The sequence below is a fragment of the Pantoea sp. ICBG 1758 genome (assembly GCF_002928325.1).
Classification (GTDB): domain Bacteria; phylum Pseudomonadota; class Gammaproteobacteria; order Enterobacterales; family Enterobacteriaceae; genus Pantoea; species Pantoea eucrina.
On sequence record NZ_POWL01000001.1, the window covers coordinates 1260413 to 1278532 of the forward strand.

General features: G+C 56.6%; 17 protein-coding genes and 1 pseudogene. 9 read left to right on the forward strand and 9 right to left on the reverse strand.

All coding sequences use genetic code 11. The annotated features are described in order from the left end of the window. Positions 1-77 precede the first annotated feature (77 nt). The 4 genes from fadD to C1Y41_RS06220 form a co-directional block, all read right to left on the reverse strand. Positions 78-1754 (reverse strand): long-chain-fatty-acid--CoA ligase FadD, encoded by a 1677-nt coding sequence (gene fadD / locus C1Y41_RS06205; RefSeq protein ID WP_139239674.1) that lies wholly within the window; start codon positions 1752-1754, stop codon positions 78-80. Positions 1755-1959: 205 nt separating this feature from the next. Then, positions 1960-2553, reverse strand: a complete 594-nt coding sequence (locus C1Y41_RS06210; RefSeq protein WP_104085081.1) for a Slp family lipoprotein — start codon at positions 2551-2553, stop codon at positions 1960-1962. A 61-nt stretch (positions 2554-2614) separates the two neighbouring features. After that, complete coding sequence (tsaB, locus tag C1Y41_RS06215; RefSeq protein ID WP_039384741.1) at positions 2615-3313, reverse strand: tRNA (adenosine(37)-N6)-threonylcarbamoyltransferase complex dimerization subunit type 1 TsaB; 699 nt, start codon at positions 3311-3313, stop codon at positions 2615-2617. Between the two features lie 52 nt (positions 3314-3365). Then, on the reverse strand, positions 3366-5276 hold the full coding sequence (locus tag C1Y41_RS06220) for an ATP-dependent DNA helicase (protein WP_104085082.1): 1911 nt from the start codon (positions 5274-5276) through the stop codon (positions 3366-3368). Between the two features lie 124 nt (positions 5277-5400). Between C1Y41_RS06220 and C1Y41_RS06225 the strand changes: the two genes are divergently transcribed. Further along, positions 5401-5745, forward strand: coding sequence for a RidA family protein (locus tag C1Y41_RS06225; protein ID WP_104085356.1), 345 nt, complete (start codon positions 5401-5403; stop codon positions 5743-5745). A gap of 12 nt (positions 5746-5757) precedes the next feature. Here the strand turns inward: C1Y41_RS06225 and C1Y41_RS06230 are convergent, their stop codons facing one another. Continuing rightward, positions 5758-5943 carry a YoaH family protein gene (locus tag C1Y41_RS06230; RefSeq protein ID WP_039384746.1) on the reverse strand — a complete coding sequence of 62 codons (186 nt, stop codon included), beginning with the start codon at positions 5941-5943 and terminating at the stop codon, positions 5758-5760. 111 nt (positions 5944-6054) lie between these two features. Between C1Y41_RS06230 and pabB the strand changes: the two genes are divergently transcribed. The 4 genes from pabB (at position 6055) to C1Y41_RS06250 (ending at position 11323) form a co-directional block, all read left to right on the forward strand. Continuing rightward, positions 6055-7413: an aminodeoxychorismate synthase component 1 gene (gene pabB, locus C1Y41_RS06235; protein WP_104085083.1), complete on the forward strand. Its 1359-nt coding sequence runs from the start codon at positions 6055-6057 to the stop codon at positions 7411-7413. 1 nt (position 7414) lies between these two features. After that, entirely contained in the window at positions 7415-7981 is a 567-nt protein-coding gene (locus C1Y41_RS06240; RefSeq protein WP_039384751.1) for a CoA pyrophosphatase, read from the forward strand. A gap of 188 nt (positions 7982-8169) precedes the next feature. Further along, entirely contained in the window at positions 8170-9534 is a 1365-nt protein-coding gene (locus C1Y41_RS06245) for an L-serine ammonia-lyase (protein ID WP_039384754.1), read from the forward strand. 229 nt (positions 9535-9763) lie between these two features. Beyond that, complete coding sequence (locus C1Y41_RS06250; RefSeq protein ID WP_039384755.1) at positions 9764-11323, forward strand: EAL domain-containing protein; 1560 nt, start codon at positions 9764-9766, stop codon at positions 11321-11323. A gap of 47 nt (positions 11324-11370) precedes the next feature. Here the strand turns inward: C1Y41_RS06250 and C1Y41_RS06255 are convergent, their stop codons facing one another. Further along, positions 11371-12936: a TerC family protein gene (locus C1Y41_RS06255; RefSeq protein ID WP_039384757.1), complete on the reverse strand. Its 1566-nt coding sequence runs from the start codon at positions 12934-12936 to the stop codon at positions 11371-11373. Between the two features lie 493 nt (positions 12937-13429). Between C1Y41_RS06255 and manX the strand changes: the two genes are divergently transcribed. From manX to C1Y41_RS06275, 4 genes are read left to right on the forward strand one after another with little or no spacing between them, the layout of a single operon-like run. Then, positions 13430-14386 carry a PTS mannose transporter subunit IIAB gene (manX, locus tag C1Y41_RS06260; protein ID WP_104085084.1) on the forward strand — a complete coding sequence of 319 codons (957 nt, stop codon included), beginning with the start codon at positions 13430-13432 and terminating at the stop codon, positions 14384-14386. A 47-nt stretch (positions 14387-14433) separates the two neighbouring features. Then, positions 14434-15234: a PTS mannose/fructose/sorbose transporter subunit IIC gene (locus C1Y41_RS06265; RefSeq protein WP_104085085.1), complete on the forward strand. Its 801-nt coding sequence runs from the start codon at positions 14434-14436 to the stop codon at positions 15232-15234. 14 nt (positions 15235-15248) lie between these two features. Continuing rightward, entirely contained in the window at positions 15249-16094 is an 846-nt protein-coding gene (locus C1Y41_RS06270) for a PTS mannose transporter subunit IID (RefSeq protein WP_071668873.1), read from the forward strand. Positions 16095-16146: 52 nt separating this feature from the next. Further along, a complete protein-coding gene (locus tag C1Y41_RS06275) occupies positions 16147-16605 on the forward strand; it encodes a DUF986 family protein (protein WP_104085086.1) in 459 nt (152 codons plus the stop codon). On the opposite strand, the gene rlmA is transcribed toward C1Y41_RS06275, so the two are convergent. The 3 genes and pseudogenes from rlmA to C1Y41_RS20430 all read right to left on the reverse strand — a co-directional run. After that, positions 16602-17408, reverse strand: coding sequence for a 23S rRNA (guanine(745)-N(1))-methyltransferase (gene rlmA, locus C1Y41_RS06280; protein WP_104085087.1), 807 nt, complete (start codon positions 17406-17408; stop codon positions 16602-16604). The genes C1Y41_RS06275 and rlmA overlap by 4 nt on opposite strands. Positions 17409-17546: 138 nt before the next feature. Next, positions 17547-17756, reverse strand: coding sequence for a transcription antiterminator/RNA stability regulator CspE (gene cspE / locus C1Y41_RS06285; RefSeq protein ID WP_021510024.1), 210 nt, complete (start codon positions 17754-17756; stop codon positions 17547-17549). 84 nt (positions 17757-17840) lie between these two features. After that, positions 17841-17912 (reverse strand): annotated as a pseudogene (locus tag C1Y41_RS20430) (DUF2627 domain-containing protein); the annotation flags it as partial. Positions 17913-18120 lie beyond the last annotated feature (208 nt).

Here is an 18120-nt window from a genome sequence, read left to right on the forward strand (position 1 = left end):
CCCCGCGCAGCGCTCCATGTTAAAAACAATAAAAACGCCGGTCGTAGCCGGCGTTAACCTGGGGAAGCATGGCGACACTACTGCCCTTCCCGCTTCGCCTCATCGCGCAGTTCGCGGCGTAAAATTTTGCCCACGTTTGTCTTTGGCAGCTCTTCACGAAACTCGATAATTTTCGGCACCTTGTAGCCGGTCAGCTGACGACGGCAGTGATCCAGCACCTCTTCTTTAGTCAGCCCGGGATCCTTTTTAACGATACAGACCTTCACCGCTTCACCCGAGAGTTCGCTTGGCACGCCAATCGCTGCAGCTTCACGAATTTTTGGATGCTGCATCAGCACATCTTCAATTTCGTTAGGATAGACGTTGAAGCCGGATACCAGAATCATATCTTTTTTACGATCGACAATCCGGATAAACCCTTCACTGTCCACGGTAACAATATCGCCGGTATGCAGCCAGCCATTTTTCAGCACTTCCAGCGTGGCATCAGGACGCTGCCAGTAGCCCGCCATCACCTGCGGGCCGCGGATACAGAGCTCACCCGGCTCACCCGGCGTCACATCATTATCCTGATCGTCAATAACCCGGATATCAGTAGAGGGCACCGGCAGGCCGATACTGCCGGTATGGCAGGTAATATCGTAAGGGTTAACCGATACCAGCGGGGAGCATTCGGTGAGGCCGTAGCCTTCAAGCAGGTAATGCCCGGTAAGCTTTTCCCAGCGCTCCGCTACCGCTTTCTGAACCGACATGCCTCCGCCAGCGGAGAGCCGCAGCGTGGAGAAATCGAGTTTATTAAAGTTTTCATCATTCAGCAGCGCATTGAACAGCGTGTTTACGCCGGTAATGGCGGTAAAAGGAAACTTAGCCAGCTCTTTAACGAATCCGGGTATGTCGCGCGGATTGGTAATCAGCAGATTAGTGCCGCCCAGATCGAGGAACAGCAGACAGTTAACCGTCAGCGCAAAAATATGGTAGAGCGGCAGCGCCGTTACCACCTGCTCCTGCCCGGCGCGCAGCAGTTTGCCGTAGGTGGCTTTTGTCTGCTCCAGGTTTGCCTGCATGTTGCCATGGGTGAGCATCGCGCCTTTGGCAACGCCAGTGGTGCCACCGGTATACTGCAGAAATGCCAGATCGTCATTGCTGAGCGCCGGACGCTGATAAGCCATGCGTGCGCCCTGCTGCAGCGCATGCCGCAGCGGTACAGCTCCGGGCAAATGGTATTTCGGCACCAGCTTTTTGACATACTTGACCACAAAGTTCACCAGCGTCGCTTTGACCGGTGCCAGGTGATCGCCCATCCGCGTCAGCATCACGTGCTTTACCGCCGTCTCTGCCACAACTTTTTCCAGCGTGTGAGCAAAATTGGAAACGATAACAATGGCGCTGGCACCGCTGTCATTGAGCTGATGTTTCAGCTCGCGCGGGGTATAGAGCGGGTTAACATTTACCACCACCATACCGGCACGCAGTACGCCAAACAGCGCCACCGGATACTGCAGCAGATTAGGCATCATCAGCGCCACGCGATCGCCCTGCTGCAGTCCCAGCCCCTGCTGCAGCCAGGCGGCAAAGTCGCGGCTCTGCGCGTCGAGCTGGCGATAGGTCAGCGGCTGCCCCATATTGATAAAGGCAACGTTGTCGGCATAGTGCAACACCGCATGTTCAAAGAGATCGACCAGAGAGGGATAACGGTCGGCATTTATTTCTGCTGGCACATCTGGCGGATAGCGTTTCAGCCAAACTTTGGTCAAAGAGTCACCCCGATATTCATGTTGCGTAGCCATCGCCGCCTCTGCAATCAGTGTTATTAACAATACTTTAACTGATTGTACCAGTTTGCCGGTTACGGCATTTTCAGGTTGCGAAGCCCATCACTAAATTTCGTGCGCCGGTTACGCGCCCAATAAAAAAGCCCGGCTGCGTGCACCGCAACCGGGCCGGAAAAGTATGTGGCGGCTACTCGGTCAGAATAGTCTGTACCTGAGCCGGCCCCCCCAGGTTCATCCCCCAGTAAGGGTTTGGCCCCCAGTAACCCGGATGATGCCGCGTCGGGCCATATCCGATCCAGGGATCGATTGGCTGCGGCGGCGTCATTACCTGCTGAGTCAGATGCCAGCGCTGATAGCCGCGCACATCAATCACAACAAAGTTATAACTGGCCTTGCCAATTTCACCTTTTTCGGTGCCTTTGATGGTACCCAGCACCGTAACATATTGGTTATTCACATCAACCGGATCGACAAATCCTTTGAGATCGGCATATATCCGTCCGATTGAGGCAGCCCCCAGCCGGGGCCGTGCGCTCTCATCCAGCGGCTGCGTGGCTATCTCCAGCCGCGTCAGTCCGTTGAGGTTTGTAACGCGAACCACTTTACCGCCAAAGCGTGACTCCTGCCCGGTATAGAGCTGGGGAGCGTTCATCACGCGCAATAAATCCTGCTGCGGAAGCGCCGAGTTTCCTTTAATAGAATCGGGTACGCTGACGCAGCCGCTCAGCAGCAATACACACGCCAGTACGCCACCAGCGATTCCAGCACGATAACCTGGCATAAGCACATCTCCTGTAATTTTTAATTTAGACTGGAGGTGCAAAAATAAGTTGCGTGGCGGCTCAGCGTCCGGGCAACTTTTTCCACGCCACTTCGTTACGCAGATAAACCGGCTCTGCATGCTCAACCGCTACGGTGTCGCCTCGCTGCCACGCCTGCAGCGCCAGCGGCAGCATATCTTCAGCCGCGGGCAGCGTAACCGGGGTGGCCAGTAGCGTTGCGCCCGGCGTGGTCATCAGCTCAGGCCATGCCTGCCAGCCGGTACCTGCGGTCGCCCATTCGCCGCTCAGCGCCGCGATGCGAGCGGCGGCAGCCTCAGGCTTCAGCACCGCTTCGCTGTCGGCGCCGTGCCAGTGACCCGCATCATCGCGCTGATATTCAGCCCAGTAGACTTCACCCATGCGTGCATCAATCGCCACCAGCACACGAGTGGCACCGGTCAGCCGCCAGGCCCCCTGCGCCATCGTTGCCAGCGAAGAGACGCCAATCATGGGTAAGTTTGCGCCCAGCGCCAGCCCCTGCGCAATGCCAATACCAATGCGAACGCCGGTAAAACTACCCGGCCCGCGCCCAAACGCCAGCGCATCCAGCGCGGTCAGGTCCAGCTGCTGCGCCTGCAGCAGCGACTGCACCAGCGGCAGAATGCGCTGCGTGTGATCGCGCGGAGCAATTTCAAAACGGGCATCGATCTGCTGCTGATTCAGCAGCGCGGCAGAACAGGCTTCTGTCGCCGTGTCCAGTGCTAAAATTCGGGCGGACATAACAACCTCAGAGAATCAAAATGGCGCGCATCTTATCACAAAGCGGCATAAATTAGTGTTCCTCAGCCTGCCGGACAAAGTCGATCGCACGCGCCAGATCGCGGGTCCGCGGCGTGGGTGGCAGGCTGTTGAGAAAGAGTTCGCCGTAGGGGCGGGAGACCAGACGCTGATCGCAAATCACCAGTACGCCGCGATCGGCGGTGTCGCGGATCAAACGCCCCACCCCCTGTTTGAGGGTGATTACTGCATCCGGCAGCTGCACATCACTGAACGGATCGCCGCCGCGCAGCCGGCAATCCTCCATGCGCGCCTTCAGCAGCGGATCGTCTGGCGAGGTAAACGGCAGTTTATCAATAATGACCAGCGACAGGGCATCGCCGCGCACGTCGACACCTTCCCAGAAGCTGCTGGTGGCAACCAGCAGCGCATTACCCGCCTCCAGGAACTGCTTCAGCAGCTGCCCTTTGCTGGTCTCGCCCTGCAGCAGCACCGGCAGAGTCATTGATGCACGAAACTCGGCCGCCAGCTCACGCATCATCTTGTGTGAGGTGCAGAGAAAAAAGCAGCGTCCTTTATTGGCATCAATCAGCGGCTTCATCATCCGCGCCAGCTGCCGGGCCCCGCCAGGCGCATTCGGCTCCGGCATGTTGCGCGGCACGCACAGGAGCGCCTGCCGGGCGTAGTCAAACGGACTGTCGAGGATCAGCGTCTGCGCCTGCTCAACCCCGAGCCGACTGGCGAAATGCCCGACCTGTTCATTCACCGCCAGCGTGGCGGACGTAAACACCCAGGCCGCTTTACGCGTATCCATCACTTCGCGAAAGCGCTCCGCAACTGAAAGCGGCGTCAGCGCCAGCGTAAAATGCCGGCTGGTACATTCATACCAGTAGCTGAAACCGGGTTCGCTGATGGCACGTAAACGCTTCAGGCGGGTGCGATAGAGCGCCGCGCGCTCAAAGGCCGCGTCAAGCAGCGCTGAGCGTCCCAGGGAGAGTTTAATGACGTCGTAACAGAGTTCCAGCGCATCATCCAGCAGAGTAAACATGCGCATGACGTTGTTATCACTGAGCAGATCGCGCAGATTACCGCGAAAGCCGGGTTCGCCAAGCGTCAGGCGAAAATCCTGCGCACACTGCGCCAGACGATCGGCAGATTTCTGCAGCTGCTGCACATCACGCACCTCGGTGCGATAGGCAAGAATGATATCTTTGGCGAGATCCTGCAGCTGACGGCTGGAGAGCTGCTGGCCAAAGTACTGGCTGGCGATGTCGGGCAGCTGATGTGCCTCATCGAAGATCATTACGTCCGCTTCCGGGATCAGCTCGCCAAACCCGCCCTCTTTGACCACCAGGTCAGCCAGAAACAGATGATGGTTGACCACCACAACGTCAGCATCCATCGCTTTTTTACGCGCTTTTACGACAAAACACTCTTTATAGAGCGGGCAGTCGCTGCCAAGACAGTTGTCATTGGTGCTGGTGACGTAAGGCCAGACAGGGCTATCTTCAGCGACACCGGCGCAGTTGCTGATATCGCCATCTTTGGTTTCCAATGACCAGCTGCGCACGTGGATAAGATCGCCCAGCGCCTGTACGGTAAGATCGCCGCCGCTCTGGTTTTGCTGCTCCATACGTTCGAGACAAAGATAGTTAGAGCGGCCTTTCAGCAGCGCAGTTTTTCCGCTGAATTTGAGCGCCCGGGCAATGGTGGGCAAATCGCGATTGTAGAGCTGATCCTGCAGCGCTTTGGAGCCGGTAGAGACAATGACTTTCTTTTTTGCGCGCAGTGCAGGCGCCAGATAGGCGTAGGTTTTACCGGTTCCGGTGCCCGCCTCCACCACCAGCTCACCGCCGTGCGTTACCGCTGCCGTGACCGCCTGTGCCATCTCATGCTGGGCCGCACGCGGTTTAAAACCCGGAATTGCCTGCGCTAACGCGCCATCTGCTGCAAAATCGTCTGCCACACATCCTCACCTGTAACCTGAAAAACACTGTAATTATGTCAGGATTCCGCAGACGCGACCACAACAGATGACATCGCAGCCCGGTTATGCCAGGCTGGCGCAGCAAAAAACAGAGGAGAACAGCATGTCTATTACGCGTATCGATCCCGAACATCGTATGTCCGAAGCCGTGATACACGGCAATACGATCTACTACACCAGCGTCCCGGAAAATCTGGATGCCGATGCGGAGGCGCAGACGGCTAACGCGCTGGCAGTTATCGATCGTATTCTGACGCGTGCCGGATCGGACAAGAGCAATATTCTCGACGCCACGATTTTTTTGGTGGATAAAGCGGATTTTGCGGCGATGAATCGCGCCTGGGACGCATGGGTATCACCGGGCAACGCGCCGGTACGCTGTACCGTACAGGCCGGACTGATGAACCCGAAATATAAAGTAGAAATAAAAATTATCGCCGCACGTTAAGCGGCACGGGCACTATTCGTTTTCATCTTCATCTTCGAAGCGTGCCCGAATCGCCTCTCCGGTAAAGGTCTCACGAATTTCCTGCGCCACCTGCGCAATCGCCTGGCCGCTGGCCATGCCGCCCGCCATCAGTTCCTGAATTCGCTCAACCGCCTGCTGCTGCTGCTCATGAGATAGTGCCGGAAGCCCTGTAAACATACGTTACTCCAGATTAAATCGGACGGGCATTATCCCACGCGGAACAAACAGGTGCCAGTGGCAAAAAAATATGCCAGGCTACGCCTCTGCCTGTTGAATGCTGCTGAACCCATGATCGCGAAAACCCTCACGCTTACCTATACCCCCGATGCACTGTTGAACCGCTTTGCCACGCTGGCGCATCGCCCGTGGGCCATGCTGCTGACCTCGGGTCAGGCCGATCACGCTGATAACCGCTTTGATATTCTGACCGCCGATCCACGCGTCACGCTTACCACGCGCGGCGGGTTTACCGAAACTGATGATGGTACCGGCATCCGGCGCTCTGAGGAGGATCCGCTGCAGCTGCTGCAGCTGCAGCTGGACCGGCTGGGCCTGCAGCCCGCCACCCATCCTGATCTGCCTTTTCAGGGCGGTGCGCTGGGTCTGTTTGGCTACGATCTCGGCCGCCGGTTTGAACAGCTGCCGGCGGTGGCGCAGCAGGATCTGCAGACGCCTGATATGGCGGTGGGCCTTTATGACTGGGCGCTGATTGCCGATCATCACCTGCAGCGGCTTACGCTGGTCTCTCTCAGCGATGCTGACGCGCGCTGGCGCTGGCTGCAGGCGCAGGCGGTTCCGCTGCCGCGTGCGTTTCACTTAACCAGCGCGTGGCGCTCTGACCTGACGCGCGAAGCCTATGCAGCACGCTTCAATGCTGTACAGGCGTATATTCAGGCAGGTGACTGCTATCAGGTCAATCTTGCTCAGCGTTTCGAGGCGCGCTATAGCGGGGATGAGTGGCAGGCGTTTCTGCGCCTTACGCGCGCCAATCGCGCGCCCTTTAGCGCCTTTCTGCGTCTGCCGGACAGCGCGCTGCTCAGCCTGTCGCCGGAACGTTTTCTCTCTCTGCAGCAAAACGTTATTGAAACGCGTCCGATCAAAGGCACGCTGCCGCGTCTGGCCGATGCAGAGGCCGATCGTCTGCAGGCGGAAAAGCTGGCGCACTCCGCGAAAGATCGTGCGGAGAATCTGATGATTGTTGATCTGATGCGTAATGATATTGGTCGGGTGGCTGAACCCGGCAGCGTGAGCGTGCCTGAGCTGTTTGTGGTTGAACCCTTTCCGGCAGTGCATCATCTGGTGAGCACCGTGCAGGCCCGTCTGCCCGACAGGCTGCGCGCCACCGATCTGCTGCGCGCCTGCTTTCCAGGCGGCTCAATCACCGGAGCGCCAAAAATCCGTGCGATGGAGATTATCGAAGAGCTGGAGCCGCATCGTCGCAACGCCTGGTGCGGCAGCATAGGCTATATCAGCCTGTGTGGCCGTATGGACAGCAGTATTACCATTCGTACGCTGATCGCTGAAAACAATACCCTCTACTGCGCCGCCGGTGGCGGACTGGTGGCTGACAGCGATCTGCAATCTGAATATGAAGAGACCTTCCATAAGGTTAACCGCATTCTGCCCTGCCTCAGCGATGAGAAGTAATATGACTGCCGAACTCAGCCAGTTTCTGACGCGTTTTATGCTGCAGCCTCCGCCACCCGCACGCCTGCCGGCCCCTGCCGGACGTCATGCGGCAGTGCTGGTGCCGATTATCAACAGCGCCGAGCCGGCACTGCTGCTGACGCGGCGCTCGGCGCTGCTGCGTAAACATGCCGGCCAGGTCGCTTTTCCGGGCGGCATGCAGGATGCCAGCGATACGTCATTGATCGATACCGCGCTGCGTGAAGCGCAGGAAGAGATCGGGATCGATCCCCGTCAGGTGCAGATAGCCGGTGTACTGCCGGCGGTCACCAGCAGTACCGGTTTTGCCGTCACGCCGGTGGTGGGGATCCTGCCAGCCATGCCGCTCCGTCTGAACCCGGATGAAGTCGAAAGCGCCTTTACCATGCCGCTGCGTGAAGCACTGCATCTGGCCCGCTATCATCCGCTGACGTTATATCGCGGCCAGCGTCAGCACCGGATATGGCTCTCCTGGTATAACGATTATTTTATCTGGGGCATGACGGCCGGAATTATTCGTGCGCTTGGTCAGCAGATCGCGCTGCCCTGAATGCTGTCTGTAAACTCATGGCTGAAAAATCGATCCACTTCACAAAGGTACGGATTGATAACTATTTCTGCGGTTTATAATTAGATTATTTCATGCGAAAAGCTGTTCTTTCGCCCGCCGTGGCGATTACTATTAGCCGCAATTACGGCTCAGGCCGCAGAACCCCGTATTTGTGAGGAGCGTTACCGTTGATTAGTGTTTTTGACATGTTCAAAGTGGGCATCGGCCCATCCAGTTCACATACCGTAGGTCCGATGAAAGCGGGCAAACAGTTTGTGGATCTGCTGGCTGAGCAGGGCAAACTGCAGGATGTCACGCGCGTAGCGGTGGATGTGTATGGCTCTCTCTCGCTGACCGGTAAAGGTCACCATACGGATATTGCTATCATTATGGGTCTGGCGGGTTATGAACCTGCCACCGTGGATATTGATGCGATCCCGGCATTTATTAAAGATACGGAAACGCGTGAGCGCCTGCTGCTGGCTAAGGGCGCGCATGAGGTCGACTTTCCACGCGAAGGCGGCATGGTGTTCCGCAGTGAGAATCTTTCGCTGCATGAAAACGGTATGACGCTGTATGCGTTTGCCGGCGATCTGCTGATTCTGACGAAAACCTACTACTCAATTGGCGGCGGGTTTATCGTGGATGAAGCGCATTTTGGCCAGCCGGTGCTGGACGAAGTCGCGGTACCTTATGCGTTTCACTCGGCAAAAGAGCTGCTCAGCCACTGCAGCGAGACCGGCATGTCGCTTTCAGGACTGGTGATGCAAAATGAGCTGGCGCTGCACAGCCGTGAAGAGATCACCCGCTATTTTACCGATGTCTGGCAGACCATGCAGGCGTGTATTGACCGCGGTCTGAACACCGAAGGCGTGCTGCCGGGGCCGCTGCGCGTTCCGCGCCGTGCCGCCTCTTTGCGTCGCCTGCTGGTCTCATCGACCAAGCACTCCAATGATCCAATGAACGTTATCGACTGGGTCAATATGTTTGCCCTGGCGGTAAACGAAGAGAATGCGGCAGGCGGACGCGTGGTAACGGCCCCGACTAACGGAGCCTGCGGCATCGTGCCGGCGGTGCTTGCCTATTACGATCACTTTATCGAAAGCGTCACGCCCGATATCTTTATCCGTTATTTTCTCGCGTCAGGCGCTATCGGTATTCTCTATAAAATGAACGCCTCTATCTCCGGTGCCGAAGTAGGCTGTCAGGGTGAAGTGGGCGTGGCCTGCTCTATGGCGGCGGCGGGTCTGGCGGAGCTGCTGGGCGCCAGCCCGGAGCAGGTCTGCGTGGCCGCGGAAATTGGTATGGAGCATAACCTGGGTCTGACCTGCGATCCGGTTGCCGGTCAGGTGCAGGTGCCCTGCATTGAGCGCAATGCTATTGCATCGGTCAAAGCCATCAACTCAGCGCGCATGGCGCTGCGCCGGACCAGCGCCCCGCGCGTCTCGCTGGATAAAGTCATTGAGACCATGTATGAGACCGGTAAAGATATGAACGCTAAATATCGCGAAACCTCGCGTGGCGGTCTGGCCATCAAAGTTCAGTGTGACTGATACCTGTCCGGAGTGCGCTGGTTAAAATCAGCGCACTCATACTGATTTCTGCTTTTTTACCTACCTCGGCGTTGCCAAACCAGATATTGTAATTTTCCTGCGCGGATCCGGCAGGACGCAATTTTTATTGCCTGCTTTTTTAACGGGCAGCGCTAAACCTGGCCGTCCCGATGCCGATAACCTTCACGTTAATTTGCTCCTGGTCTGTGTCTTAACAAGGTGGTTACTGATGCTCATTCCCCAGCAATTTGTGGGTCAATTTCGCCGTAAGCGGCTGCTTATTGCGTTAGTGATCGCGACGCTGGTTTTGATCCTTACCCTGACTTTTCGTTATATCGAAGAGAAGTCACGTATTGAGCAGCAGTCTCTTAACTTTGCCAGCCGCGCCATTGAGCGCTTTGACCGTATGTTCTCGCCGCTGGACGTCTCCGCCAATAACACGCTGGGCCTGGTGGGCCTGCCCTGTTCGCTGGTGCGTTATCCGCTGATTGAAAAGATCGCTGCGCTGCAGACGGTACGCACCGTGCTGCTGGTGCAAAATGACACTATCTACTGCTCCAGCATCTATGGCGCCCGCGATATCTCTTTTAGTCAGACCTATCCGGAGCTGGCGCTCAATAATCAGCGCATGCTGCTGACCACAGATGATTATCTGCTTAAAGGCTCGCCGGTGCTGCTGCTCTGGACGCCAAAGTCGCTGGATAATCGCGATGGCTTGCTGCAGGTGGTGAATGTTGAACTGATGAGCAATTATCTGCTTGAGCCTCAGCTGCCGTGGGTAGAGCGGGCTATTTTCAACGTGGGCGGTCAGAGCCTTGAGTATGGTAATCCGATGATTGAACACACGGTGCCCTCGGATGACGAGGTCGCTTACGATCAGGCATCTTTACGCTACCCGTTCACCATTACGCTCTACGGCCCTTCTCCGGCGCGCCTGGCGTTAAATACGCTGCCTTCCCAGCTGCCGCTGGCGGTGATGCTGAGCCTGCTGATTGGCTATATTGTCTGGCTGGCAACGGCCAATCGCATGAGCCTTAGCTGGCAGATCAGCTACGGCATCACCGCCAGTGAGTTTATGGTTTACTGTCAGCCGCTAATCAATGCTCGCAGCGAACAGTGTGAGGGTATTGAGCTTCTGCTGCGCTGGCATAATCCGCGTCAGGGATGGATTGCACCTGACGTCTTTATCCCTCTGGCGGAACGGCAAAACCTGATCGCTCCCCTTACCCGCTTCGTGATTGCCCGGGCCGTAGAGGCGCTGCCGCAGCTGCCGCAAAGCAGCGCGTTCCATATTGCGATTAACGTCGCCGCCAGCCATTTTCACGATCGCGCCATTGTGGAAGATCTGCAGCAGATCTGGTGGCCTGCTAACCCCCATCCGCAGCTGGTTGTGGAGCTGACAGAGCGTGACGCCTTGCCGGTTATCGATCAGTCGGTCGTGGCGCAGCTGCATAACATTGGCGTACGCCTGGCGATAGACGATTTCGGCACCGGGCACAGTTCGCTGGCCTACCTGAAAGATCTGCAGCCGGATGTGCTGAAAATTGACAAGATTTTTACCGCGGCGATCGGCACTGACGCGATCAACGCCACGGTAACCGATATGGTGATTTCACTGGCGCAGCGGCTGAAGATTGCGCTGGTGGCCGAAGGCGTGGAGACCGCTGAACAGGCCTCCTATCTGCGCGAGCGCGGGGTAGATCATCTGCAGGGTTACTTCTATGCGCGCCCCATGCCGATCGAAGATTTTCCGGCATGGCTGGCTCAGCATCAGGAAACAGCGGGTTAAAAAAAGGGCCGTCTTCACGACGGCCCTGATTGAACAGCTACGCGCGATTACGCGTTTTCTTCATCTTCATCGTGAGGCGCATCTTTGGTCACCCGTACCAGGTCGATACGGTAATCTGTCGCCTCAACAATTTCAAAGTGCAGCGGCGGCAGATCGATTACCTCACCAGGCTGCGGCAGCTGACCTTTCTGCTCAATCAGCAGGCCCGCCAGCGAAGCGTGATCGTCCTCCTGTTTAACCAGTTCATGGTAGTCGAGCAGCTGCTGAAGCGAATGCAGGTCGGTGCCGCCTTTGACCAGCCAGCCATCACCATCGGCGATCACATCCGGCGTCTCATCTTCATCCGGGAACTCACCGGCAATCGCTTCCAGCACGTCCAGCGGCGTAATCAGACCCTGCACCATACCAAATTCGTTGGTTACGATAACAAAGCTGCCTTTCGCCCGGCGCAGCACGCCCAGCAGATTAATAGGATCCAGCGTCTCAGGGACAACAATCGCCGGCGAGCCTGATGCGAACGTGGTCACATCCATACCGTGCTCCAGCGCCACCAGCAGCTCTTTTGCGCGCACCACGCCAATAATCTCATCCAGCTCACCGCGGCACACCGGAAACAGACTGTGTGGCGTATCCAGCAGCTGCATACGGATCTCATCCAGCGGACGCGTCACATCAACCCATGAGATATCGCCACGCGGCGTCATGATGCTGCGAATAGAGCGCTGCGACAGCGTCAGTACGCCGTTAATCATATAGCGCTCTTCATCCTTAAACGCTTCCTGCGGCATAGCGTTATTCAGCGTATGCTCATCCGTTGAAGGCTGCTGCTGACGATTGCGCCCGCCCATCAGGCGTAAAATAGCTTCTGCCGTGCGCTCACGCATTGGCCGGCGCGCCTGATGGCGCATAAAATTACGGCGCGCGATCTGATTAAACAGCTCAATCAAAATTGAGAAGCCGATCGCCGCATAGAGATAACCTTTCGGAATATGGAAACCGAACCCTTCCGCTACCAGCGACAAACCGATCATCAGCAGGAAGCTCAGGCAGAGCACGACAACCGTCGGATGAGCGTTGACAAAATTAGTCAGCGGCTTCGATGCCAGCAGCATTACGCCCATTGCGATCACCACCGCAGTCATCATCACCGGCAGGTGGTTAACCATACCCACTGCGGTAATCACGGCATCCAGTGAGAAGACGGCATCCAGCACCACGATTTGTGCGACCACTGCCCAGAAGCTGGCATAGTTGCGATTACCCTGCTGTTCCATGCCTTTATTTTCCAGACGCTCATGCAGCTCCATCGTGGCCTTGAAAAGCAGGAACAGGCCACCAAACAGCAGGATCAGATCGCGACCGGAAAAGCTGAAATCCATCACGCTGAACAGCGGACGGGTCAGCGTGACCATCCACGAGATCAGGGAGAGCAGGCCGAGGCGCATCACCAGCGCCAGCGACAGACCGATCAGTCGCGCTTTATCGCGCTGCTTTGGCGGCAGTTTGTCAGCAAGAATGGCGATAAAGACCAGGTTATCGATACCCAGCACAATTTCCAGCACGATCAGCGTTAACAGCCCCGCCCAGATCGAGGGATCCAAGAGAAACTCCATTAGTGACTCCTTGCTAAGAAAGTAGACGCACGAAAATCAGCCTGCACCGGTAAGTGAGACAGCTGAAGAGTCGAAGGCGAAATAACGCTGAACGGCGTGGCGATCTGCGCCGGCTGGCACAGTAAGGATAAGAAGCGACGTCGGTGACGGTCCATAAAGGTGAGCTTGAGCCCGGTACTCCTGAGTAATAAACAGAAAGTTAATGTATCAGTTACCTCAACAAGATCAAAAAATTTTCTTACATTTACACATAGCTGCGCTGGCGCATAAAAACGGCATAAAAAAGTCCGCTGAACCGCCGTTACACCAGATAACCGACAGGCGTCACACTCTTTCTTCTTTCGCTAACTAAAATAAACGGCGACCTTAACGCAAACCGATGGGGGCTCCATCGTAGCGGCTCAGGCTTATATTGCCTGACGGGCCCGGCCGCATCCTTTATTCCTGTCAACGTCCTTTAATGACAGGGTTTCGTCATAAACGGAGGTAGCAGGTGACCATCGCATTAGTCATTGGTACACACGGCTGGGCAGCAGAGCCGCTCCTGAAAACAGCAGAGATGCTGCTGGGCGAACAGCACAATGTCGCCTGTATCGATTTTGCACCCGGTGAAAACGCCGAAACCCTGATGGATAAGTATCGTGCTCGGCTGGCAGAGCTTGATACCGCTCAGGGAGTCCTGTTTCTGGTCGATACATGGGGAGGCAGCCCGTTTAATGCCGCCAGCCGCCTCGTCACGGATCGCCCGGATCAGGAGGTCATTGCTGGCGTGAATATTCCGATGCTGGTCGAAACGCTGATGGCCCGCGATGACAATCCTGAACTGGCGGCGCTGGTGCAGGTCGCAACCGATGCCGGCCGTGAGGGCATTAAAGCGCTAAAGGCGAACCCGGTTTCCGCTGCCGCAGCGCCGGCTAAATGTGCTGTGCCGCCGCCGCCACCGCTGGCGCCGGGCCAGCATATGAAAATCGGGCTGGCGCGCATAGACGATCGTCTGATCCATGGCCAGGTAGCGACCCGCTGGACTAAAGAGACCGGCGTCAGTCGCATTATTGTGATCAGTGATGAAGTGGCAAACGATCACGTGCGTAAAACCCTGCTGACCCAGGTGGCGCCGCCGGGCGTAACCGCACACGTGGTCGATATCGCAAAAATGATCCGCGTCTGGAATAACCCCAAATATGCGGGCGAACGCGTCATGCTGCTGTTTACTAATCCCACCGACGTTGAGCGCGTGGTTGCGCAGGGCGTCAATATTACCTCTGTGAATATCGGCGGCATGGCGTTTCGTCAGGGTAAGACGCAGGTCAATAATGCGGTTTCAGTAGATGAAAAAGATATTGCCGCTTTTCGTCAGCTCAACGCCCACGGGATTGAGCTTGAGGTACGCAAAGTCTCCACCGATCAAAAGCTTAATATGATGGACCTGATTGCGAAGGCCACCGCCTGACTTGTTGCCGCCCGGCAATAATGGCGGGCGTGCTGAGGAGATGCAAAATGGAAATAACCACGTTACAGATTGTGCTGATATTTATCGTGGCCTGTATTGCCGGTATGGGTTCTATCCTGGATGAATTTCAGTTTCACCGTCCGCTGGTGGCCTGTACCCTGATTGGTGCCGTGCTGGGTGACATGAAAACCGGCATTATTATCGGCGGCACGCTGGAGATGATCGCGCTGGGCTGGATGAATATCGGGGCGGCGGTAGCACCCGATGCGGCTCTCGCCTCCATTATATCCACCATCCTGGTGATTGCCGGCGGACAGAGCGTCGGTGCCGGTATCGCTCTGGCGATCCCGCTGGCCGCAGCGGGTCAGGTGCTGACCATTATCGTGCGAACTCTGACCGTGGCGTTTCAGCATGCGGCAGATAACGCGGCCGCGAAAGGTAACCTCACCGCTATCTCCTGGATCCATGTCTCTGCCCTGCTGCTGCAGGCGATGCGCATTGCCATCCCGGCGCTGATTGTCGCTATCTCTGTCGGCACCAGCGCCGTGCATACGCTACTGAGTTCCATTCCGGAGGTAGTCACCAACGGCCTTAACATCGCCGGCGGCATGATTGTGGTAGTGGGATACGCAATGGTCATCAATATGATGCGCGCCGGTTATCTGATGCCGTTCTTCTATCTCGGGTTTGTCACCGCCGCGTTTACTGACTTCAATCTGGTTGCGCTGGGCGTTATCGGCGTCGTGATGGCGATTCTCTATATCCAGCTCGCCCCGAAATATAACCGGGTCGCAGGCGCAGCGCCGGCAGGTGCCTCGCAAAACGACCTTGATAATGAACTTGACTAGGAGCAGGTGCCACTATGGTTGACAGCACGCGAATGGCTAAAAAGCTCACCTCCGGTGATGTCCGCGCCGTGTTCATACGATCTAACCTGCTTCAGGGGTCATGGAACTTTGAACGTATGCAGGCGCTCGGTTTCTGTTTTTCCATGGTGCCGGTGATCCGTCGCCTCTACCCGGAAAACGACGACGCACGTAAACAGGCGATCCGGCGTCATCTGGAGTTTTTCAACACGCAGCCCTATGTCGCCGCGCCGGTACTGGGCGTCACTATGGCGATGGAGGAGCAGCGGGCAAACGGCGCCGCCATTGATGATGGTGCTATTAACGGCATTAAAGTGGGTCTGATGGGGCCGCTGGCAGGCGTAGGCGATCCCATCTTCTGGGGCACCGTACGGCCGGTGTTTGCCGCGCTTGGTGCAGGGATTGCCATGAGCGGCAGCCTGCTGGGCCCGCTGCTGTTTTTTGTGCTGTTTAACGTTGTGCGCCTGCTGACCCGCTATTACGGCGTTGCTTACGGCTATCGCAAAGGCGTTGATATCGTCAGCGATATGGGCGGCGGTTTTCTGCAGAAGCTCACCGAAGGCGCCTCGATCCTCGGCCTGTTTGTGATGGGCGCACTGGTCAATAAATGGACCCACGTTAACGTGCCGCTGGTGGTATCGAGTATTACCGACCAGACCGGTAAAACCACGGTAACCACCGTTCAGTCTATTCTTGACCAGCTTATGCCCGGCCTGATCCCGCTGCTGCTGACATTTGGCTGTATGTGGCTGCTGCGTCGTAAAGTTAACGCGCTGTGGATCATCATCGGTTTCTTTGCGATCGGGATTATTGGTTACTCGATTGGCCTGCTGGGACTGTAAGCCGCTTTCCGGCCGGACGCGTAATATGGGCAGAGTGTAAAAAGGAGCGATAATGGCGCTGACCGATCTGCTGCTGATGTTCTGCATCGCCGCTCTGCTGCTGTTTGCTATTTACCATGATGTAGTGTTGCCGCGCCGTAAAGGCATCACCCTGCTGCGGGTCGCACTGCGACGACGTCACCTGCCCGATAGCGCGATTTTTATCGGACTGCTGCTGATTCTGCTGTGGAAAAATATCAGCAATGCAGGGCCGGTGCTGACGACAACGCTTATCATGGTGCTGTGCGCCCTGACGCTCTGGGTATTCTGGCTGCGCCGTCCGGTGCTGCTGATGAAGCAGGAGGGCCTGTTTGATAACGGGATCTGGATCCGCTATGCGCGCATTGCCGCGATTAACCTCTCGCCGGAGGGGGTTTTAATGATGCAGCTGGAGCGGCGCCGGCTGCTTATTGCTGTTCATACGCTGGATGACCTGGAGCGTATCTGGCATACGCTCCTCACCGCTCGCTAATCGCGCTGCCACAGAGAGAGGGTAAAGTCCGCGTCACAGCGGAACTGCTCTGCCGCTGCCAGCGTCTGCCATACCGCTTCCGATGCACGCCAGGCAAAGGGTGTCATCTGCAGCAGGCTTACCGCTTCAGCGCCGCTTAGCGTCAGGTCATAGCTGAGAGACTGCGACTCGCAGAGCGTAAAGCCGGTATAGGTTTTCTCTTCTGCAGCATGCAGCTGCACCTGCGAATAGATTAGCGCCTTGAACTGCTGCAGATGGTGCGGACCCGGCGTAACGGTCAGCAGATAACCGCCTGACTTTACCACCCGGCTAAGCTCCTCTTCATTACAGGGCGCATAGATGCGTACCACCGCATCCAGCACCGCGCTGGCAAACGGCAGCCGCTGGCTGGAGGCAACGCAAAAGCGTACCTGCGTATAGCGTTTTGCCGCCATCCGGATAGCCGGTTTGGCAACGTCAAGCCCATAGACTTCGGCGTCAGGCAGCGCGCTGGTCAGGGCACTGGTGTAATACCCCTCACCGCAGCCGATATCCAGAACCTGAGCCGCAGGCTGCGTCAGGCGTTGCGCCAGTATCGCCGCCACGCGATCGCGCAGCGGCTGATAGTGCCCGGCATCCAGGAAAGCACGGCGCGCCTGCAGCATCTCCAGGCTGTCACCCGGCTCTCGCGACCCCTTGTGCTGCACCGGCAGAAGATTGACATACCCTTCTCTGGCCCGATCAAACTGATGACCAGCGTCACAGCGAAACACGCCCGGCTGCTGGGTTAATGGCTGGCGGCACAGGGGACAGATCAGGGACATAGCGGACTCCGGTTCAACGATAAGCGGCGCAGTTTACCCTGAAGCAGGAGTAACAAAAAGCATAAAGAAAAGCCCCGCTCAGAGAGCAGGGCTTACGATTCGTTTCAGCAGGTACAGTGACCCGGGCTGAGCGGAAAATCAGATAGCGGTAACGTTAACCGCTGCAGGACCTTTCTGGCCATCCTGAATTTCAAACTCAACCTGCTGGCCTTCAGCCAGAGTTTTGAAGCCGTTACCCTGGATAGCAGAGAAGTGTACGAAAACATCTTTGCTGCCGTCAGCAGGAGTAATGAAACCAAAACCTTTAGACTCGTTGAACCACTTAACCTGACCTTTAATCTTTGCCATTTTGCAAATTCCTTTAAATGTTTATTTTGCCCGAAGGCAGTATTGCAGAGAAACAGAGACGTTACTGAATGAGGCACTAATTTAAGGTTCGGCAAGGAAGCGGTATTCAACGTCAACGTCTTTACTCAAAACTTCTTTACTGAAGATGCCATGCATAAACAGAACTGTACCTCGTTTGACCCGCTGATGGTTATCACATATCCGCTAAATAATGGCAAGCCATTTTTAAACAGTGGTCGACTTGTCGCACATTATTATCCGGGACCCCTGCTCCTTCGTGGTGAAACAGGAACCGCAAACACCTGATGGCGCACAAAATCCTTGATGACCAGCGTTTTTCTGCAGCAACGTCAAGCGCAGCGGC

Bases quoted from the DNA above. Each gene is read 5' to 3' on its own strand.
- C1Y41_RS06210 (WP_104085081.1), bottom strand. From the start codon at position 2,553: ATGCCAGGTTATCGTGCTGGAATCGCTGGTGGCGTACTGGCGTGTGTA.
- C1Y41_RS06270 (WP_071668873.1), top strand. From the start codon at position 15,249: ATGGTTGACAGCACGCGAATGGCTAAAAAGCTCACCTCCGGTGATGTC.
- C1Y41_RS06225 (WP_104085356.1), top strand. From the start codon at position 5,401: ATGTCTATTACGCGTATCGATCCCGAACATCGTATGTCCGAAGCCGTG.
- tsaB (WP_039384741.1), bottom strand. From the start codon at position 3,313: ATGTCCGCCCGAATTTTAGCACTGGACACGGCGACAGAAGCCTGTTCT.
- C1Y41_RS06230 (WP_039384746.1), bottom strand. From the start codon at position 5,943: ATGTTTACAGGGCTTCCGGCACTATCTCATGAGCAGCAGCAGCAGGCG.
- cspE (WP_021510024.1), bottom strand. From the start codon at position 17,756: ATGGCAAAGATTAAAGGTCAGGTTAAGTGGTTCAACGAGTCTAAAGGT.
- C1Y41_RS06255 (WP_039384757.1), bottom strand. From the start codon at position 12,936: ATGGAGTTTCTCTTGGATCCCTCGATCTGGGCGGGGCTGTTAACGCTG.
- rlmA (WP_104085087.1), bottom strand. From the start codon at position 17,408: ATGTCCCTGATCTGTCCCCTGTGCCGCCAGCCATTAACCCAGCAGCCG.
- pabB (WP_104085083.1), top strand. From the start codon at position 6,055: ATGATCGCGAAAACCCTCACGCTTACCTATACCCCCGATGCACTGTTG.
- C1Y41_RS06275 (WP_104085086.1), top strand. From the start codon at position 16,147: ATGGCGCTGACCGATCTGCTGCTGATGTTCTGCATCGCCGCTCTGCTG.
- C1Y41_RS06250 (WP_039384755.1), top strand. From the start codon at position 9,764: ATGCTCATTCCCCAGCAATTTGTGGGTCAATTTCGCCGTAAGCGGCTG.
- C1Y41_RS06265 (WP_104085085.1), top strand. From the start codon at position 14,434: ATGGAAATAACCACGTTACAGATTGTGCTGATATTTATCGTGGCCTGT.
- C1Y41_RS06240 (WP_039384751.1), top strand. From the start codon at position 7,415: ATGACTGCCGAACTCAGCCAGTTTCTGACGCGTTTTATGCTGCAGCCT.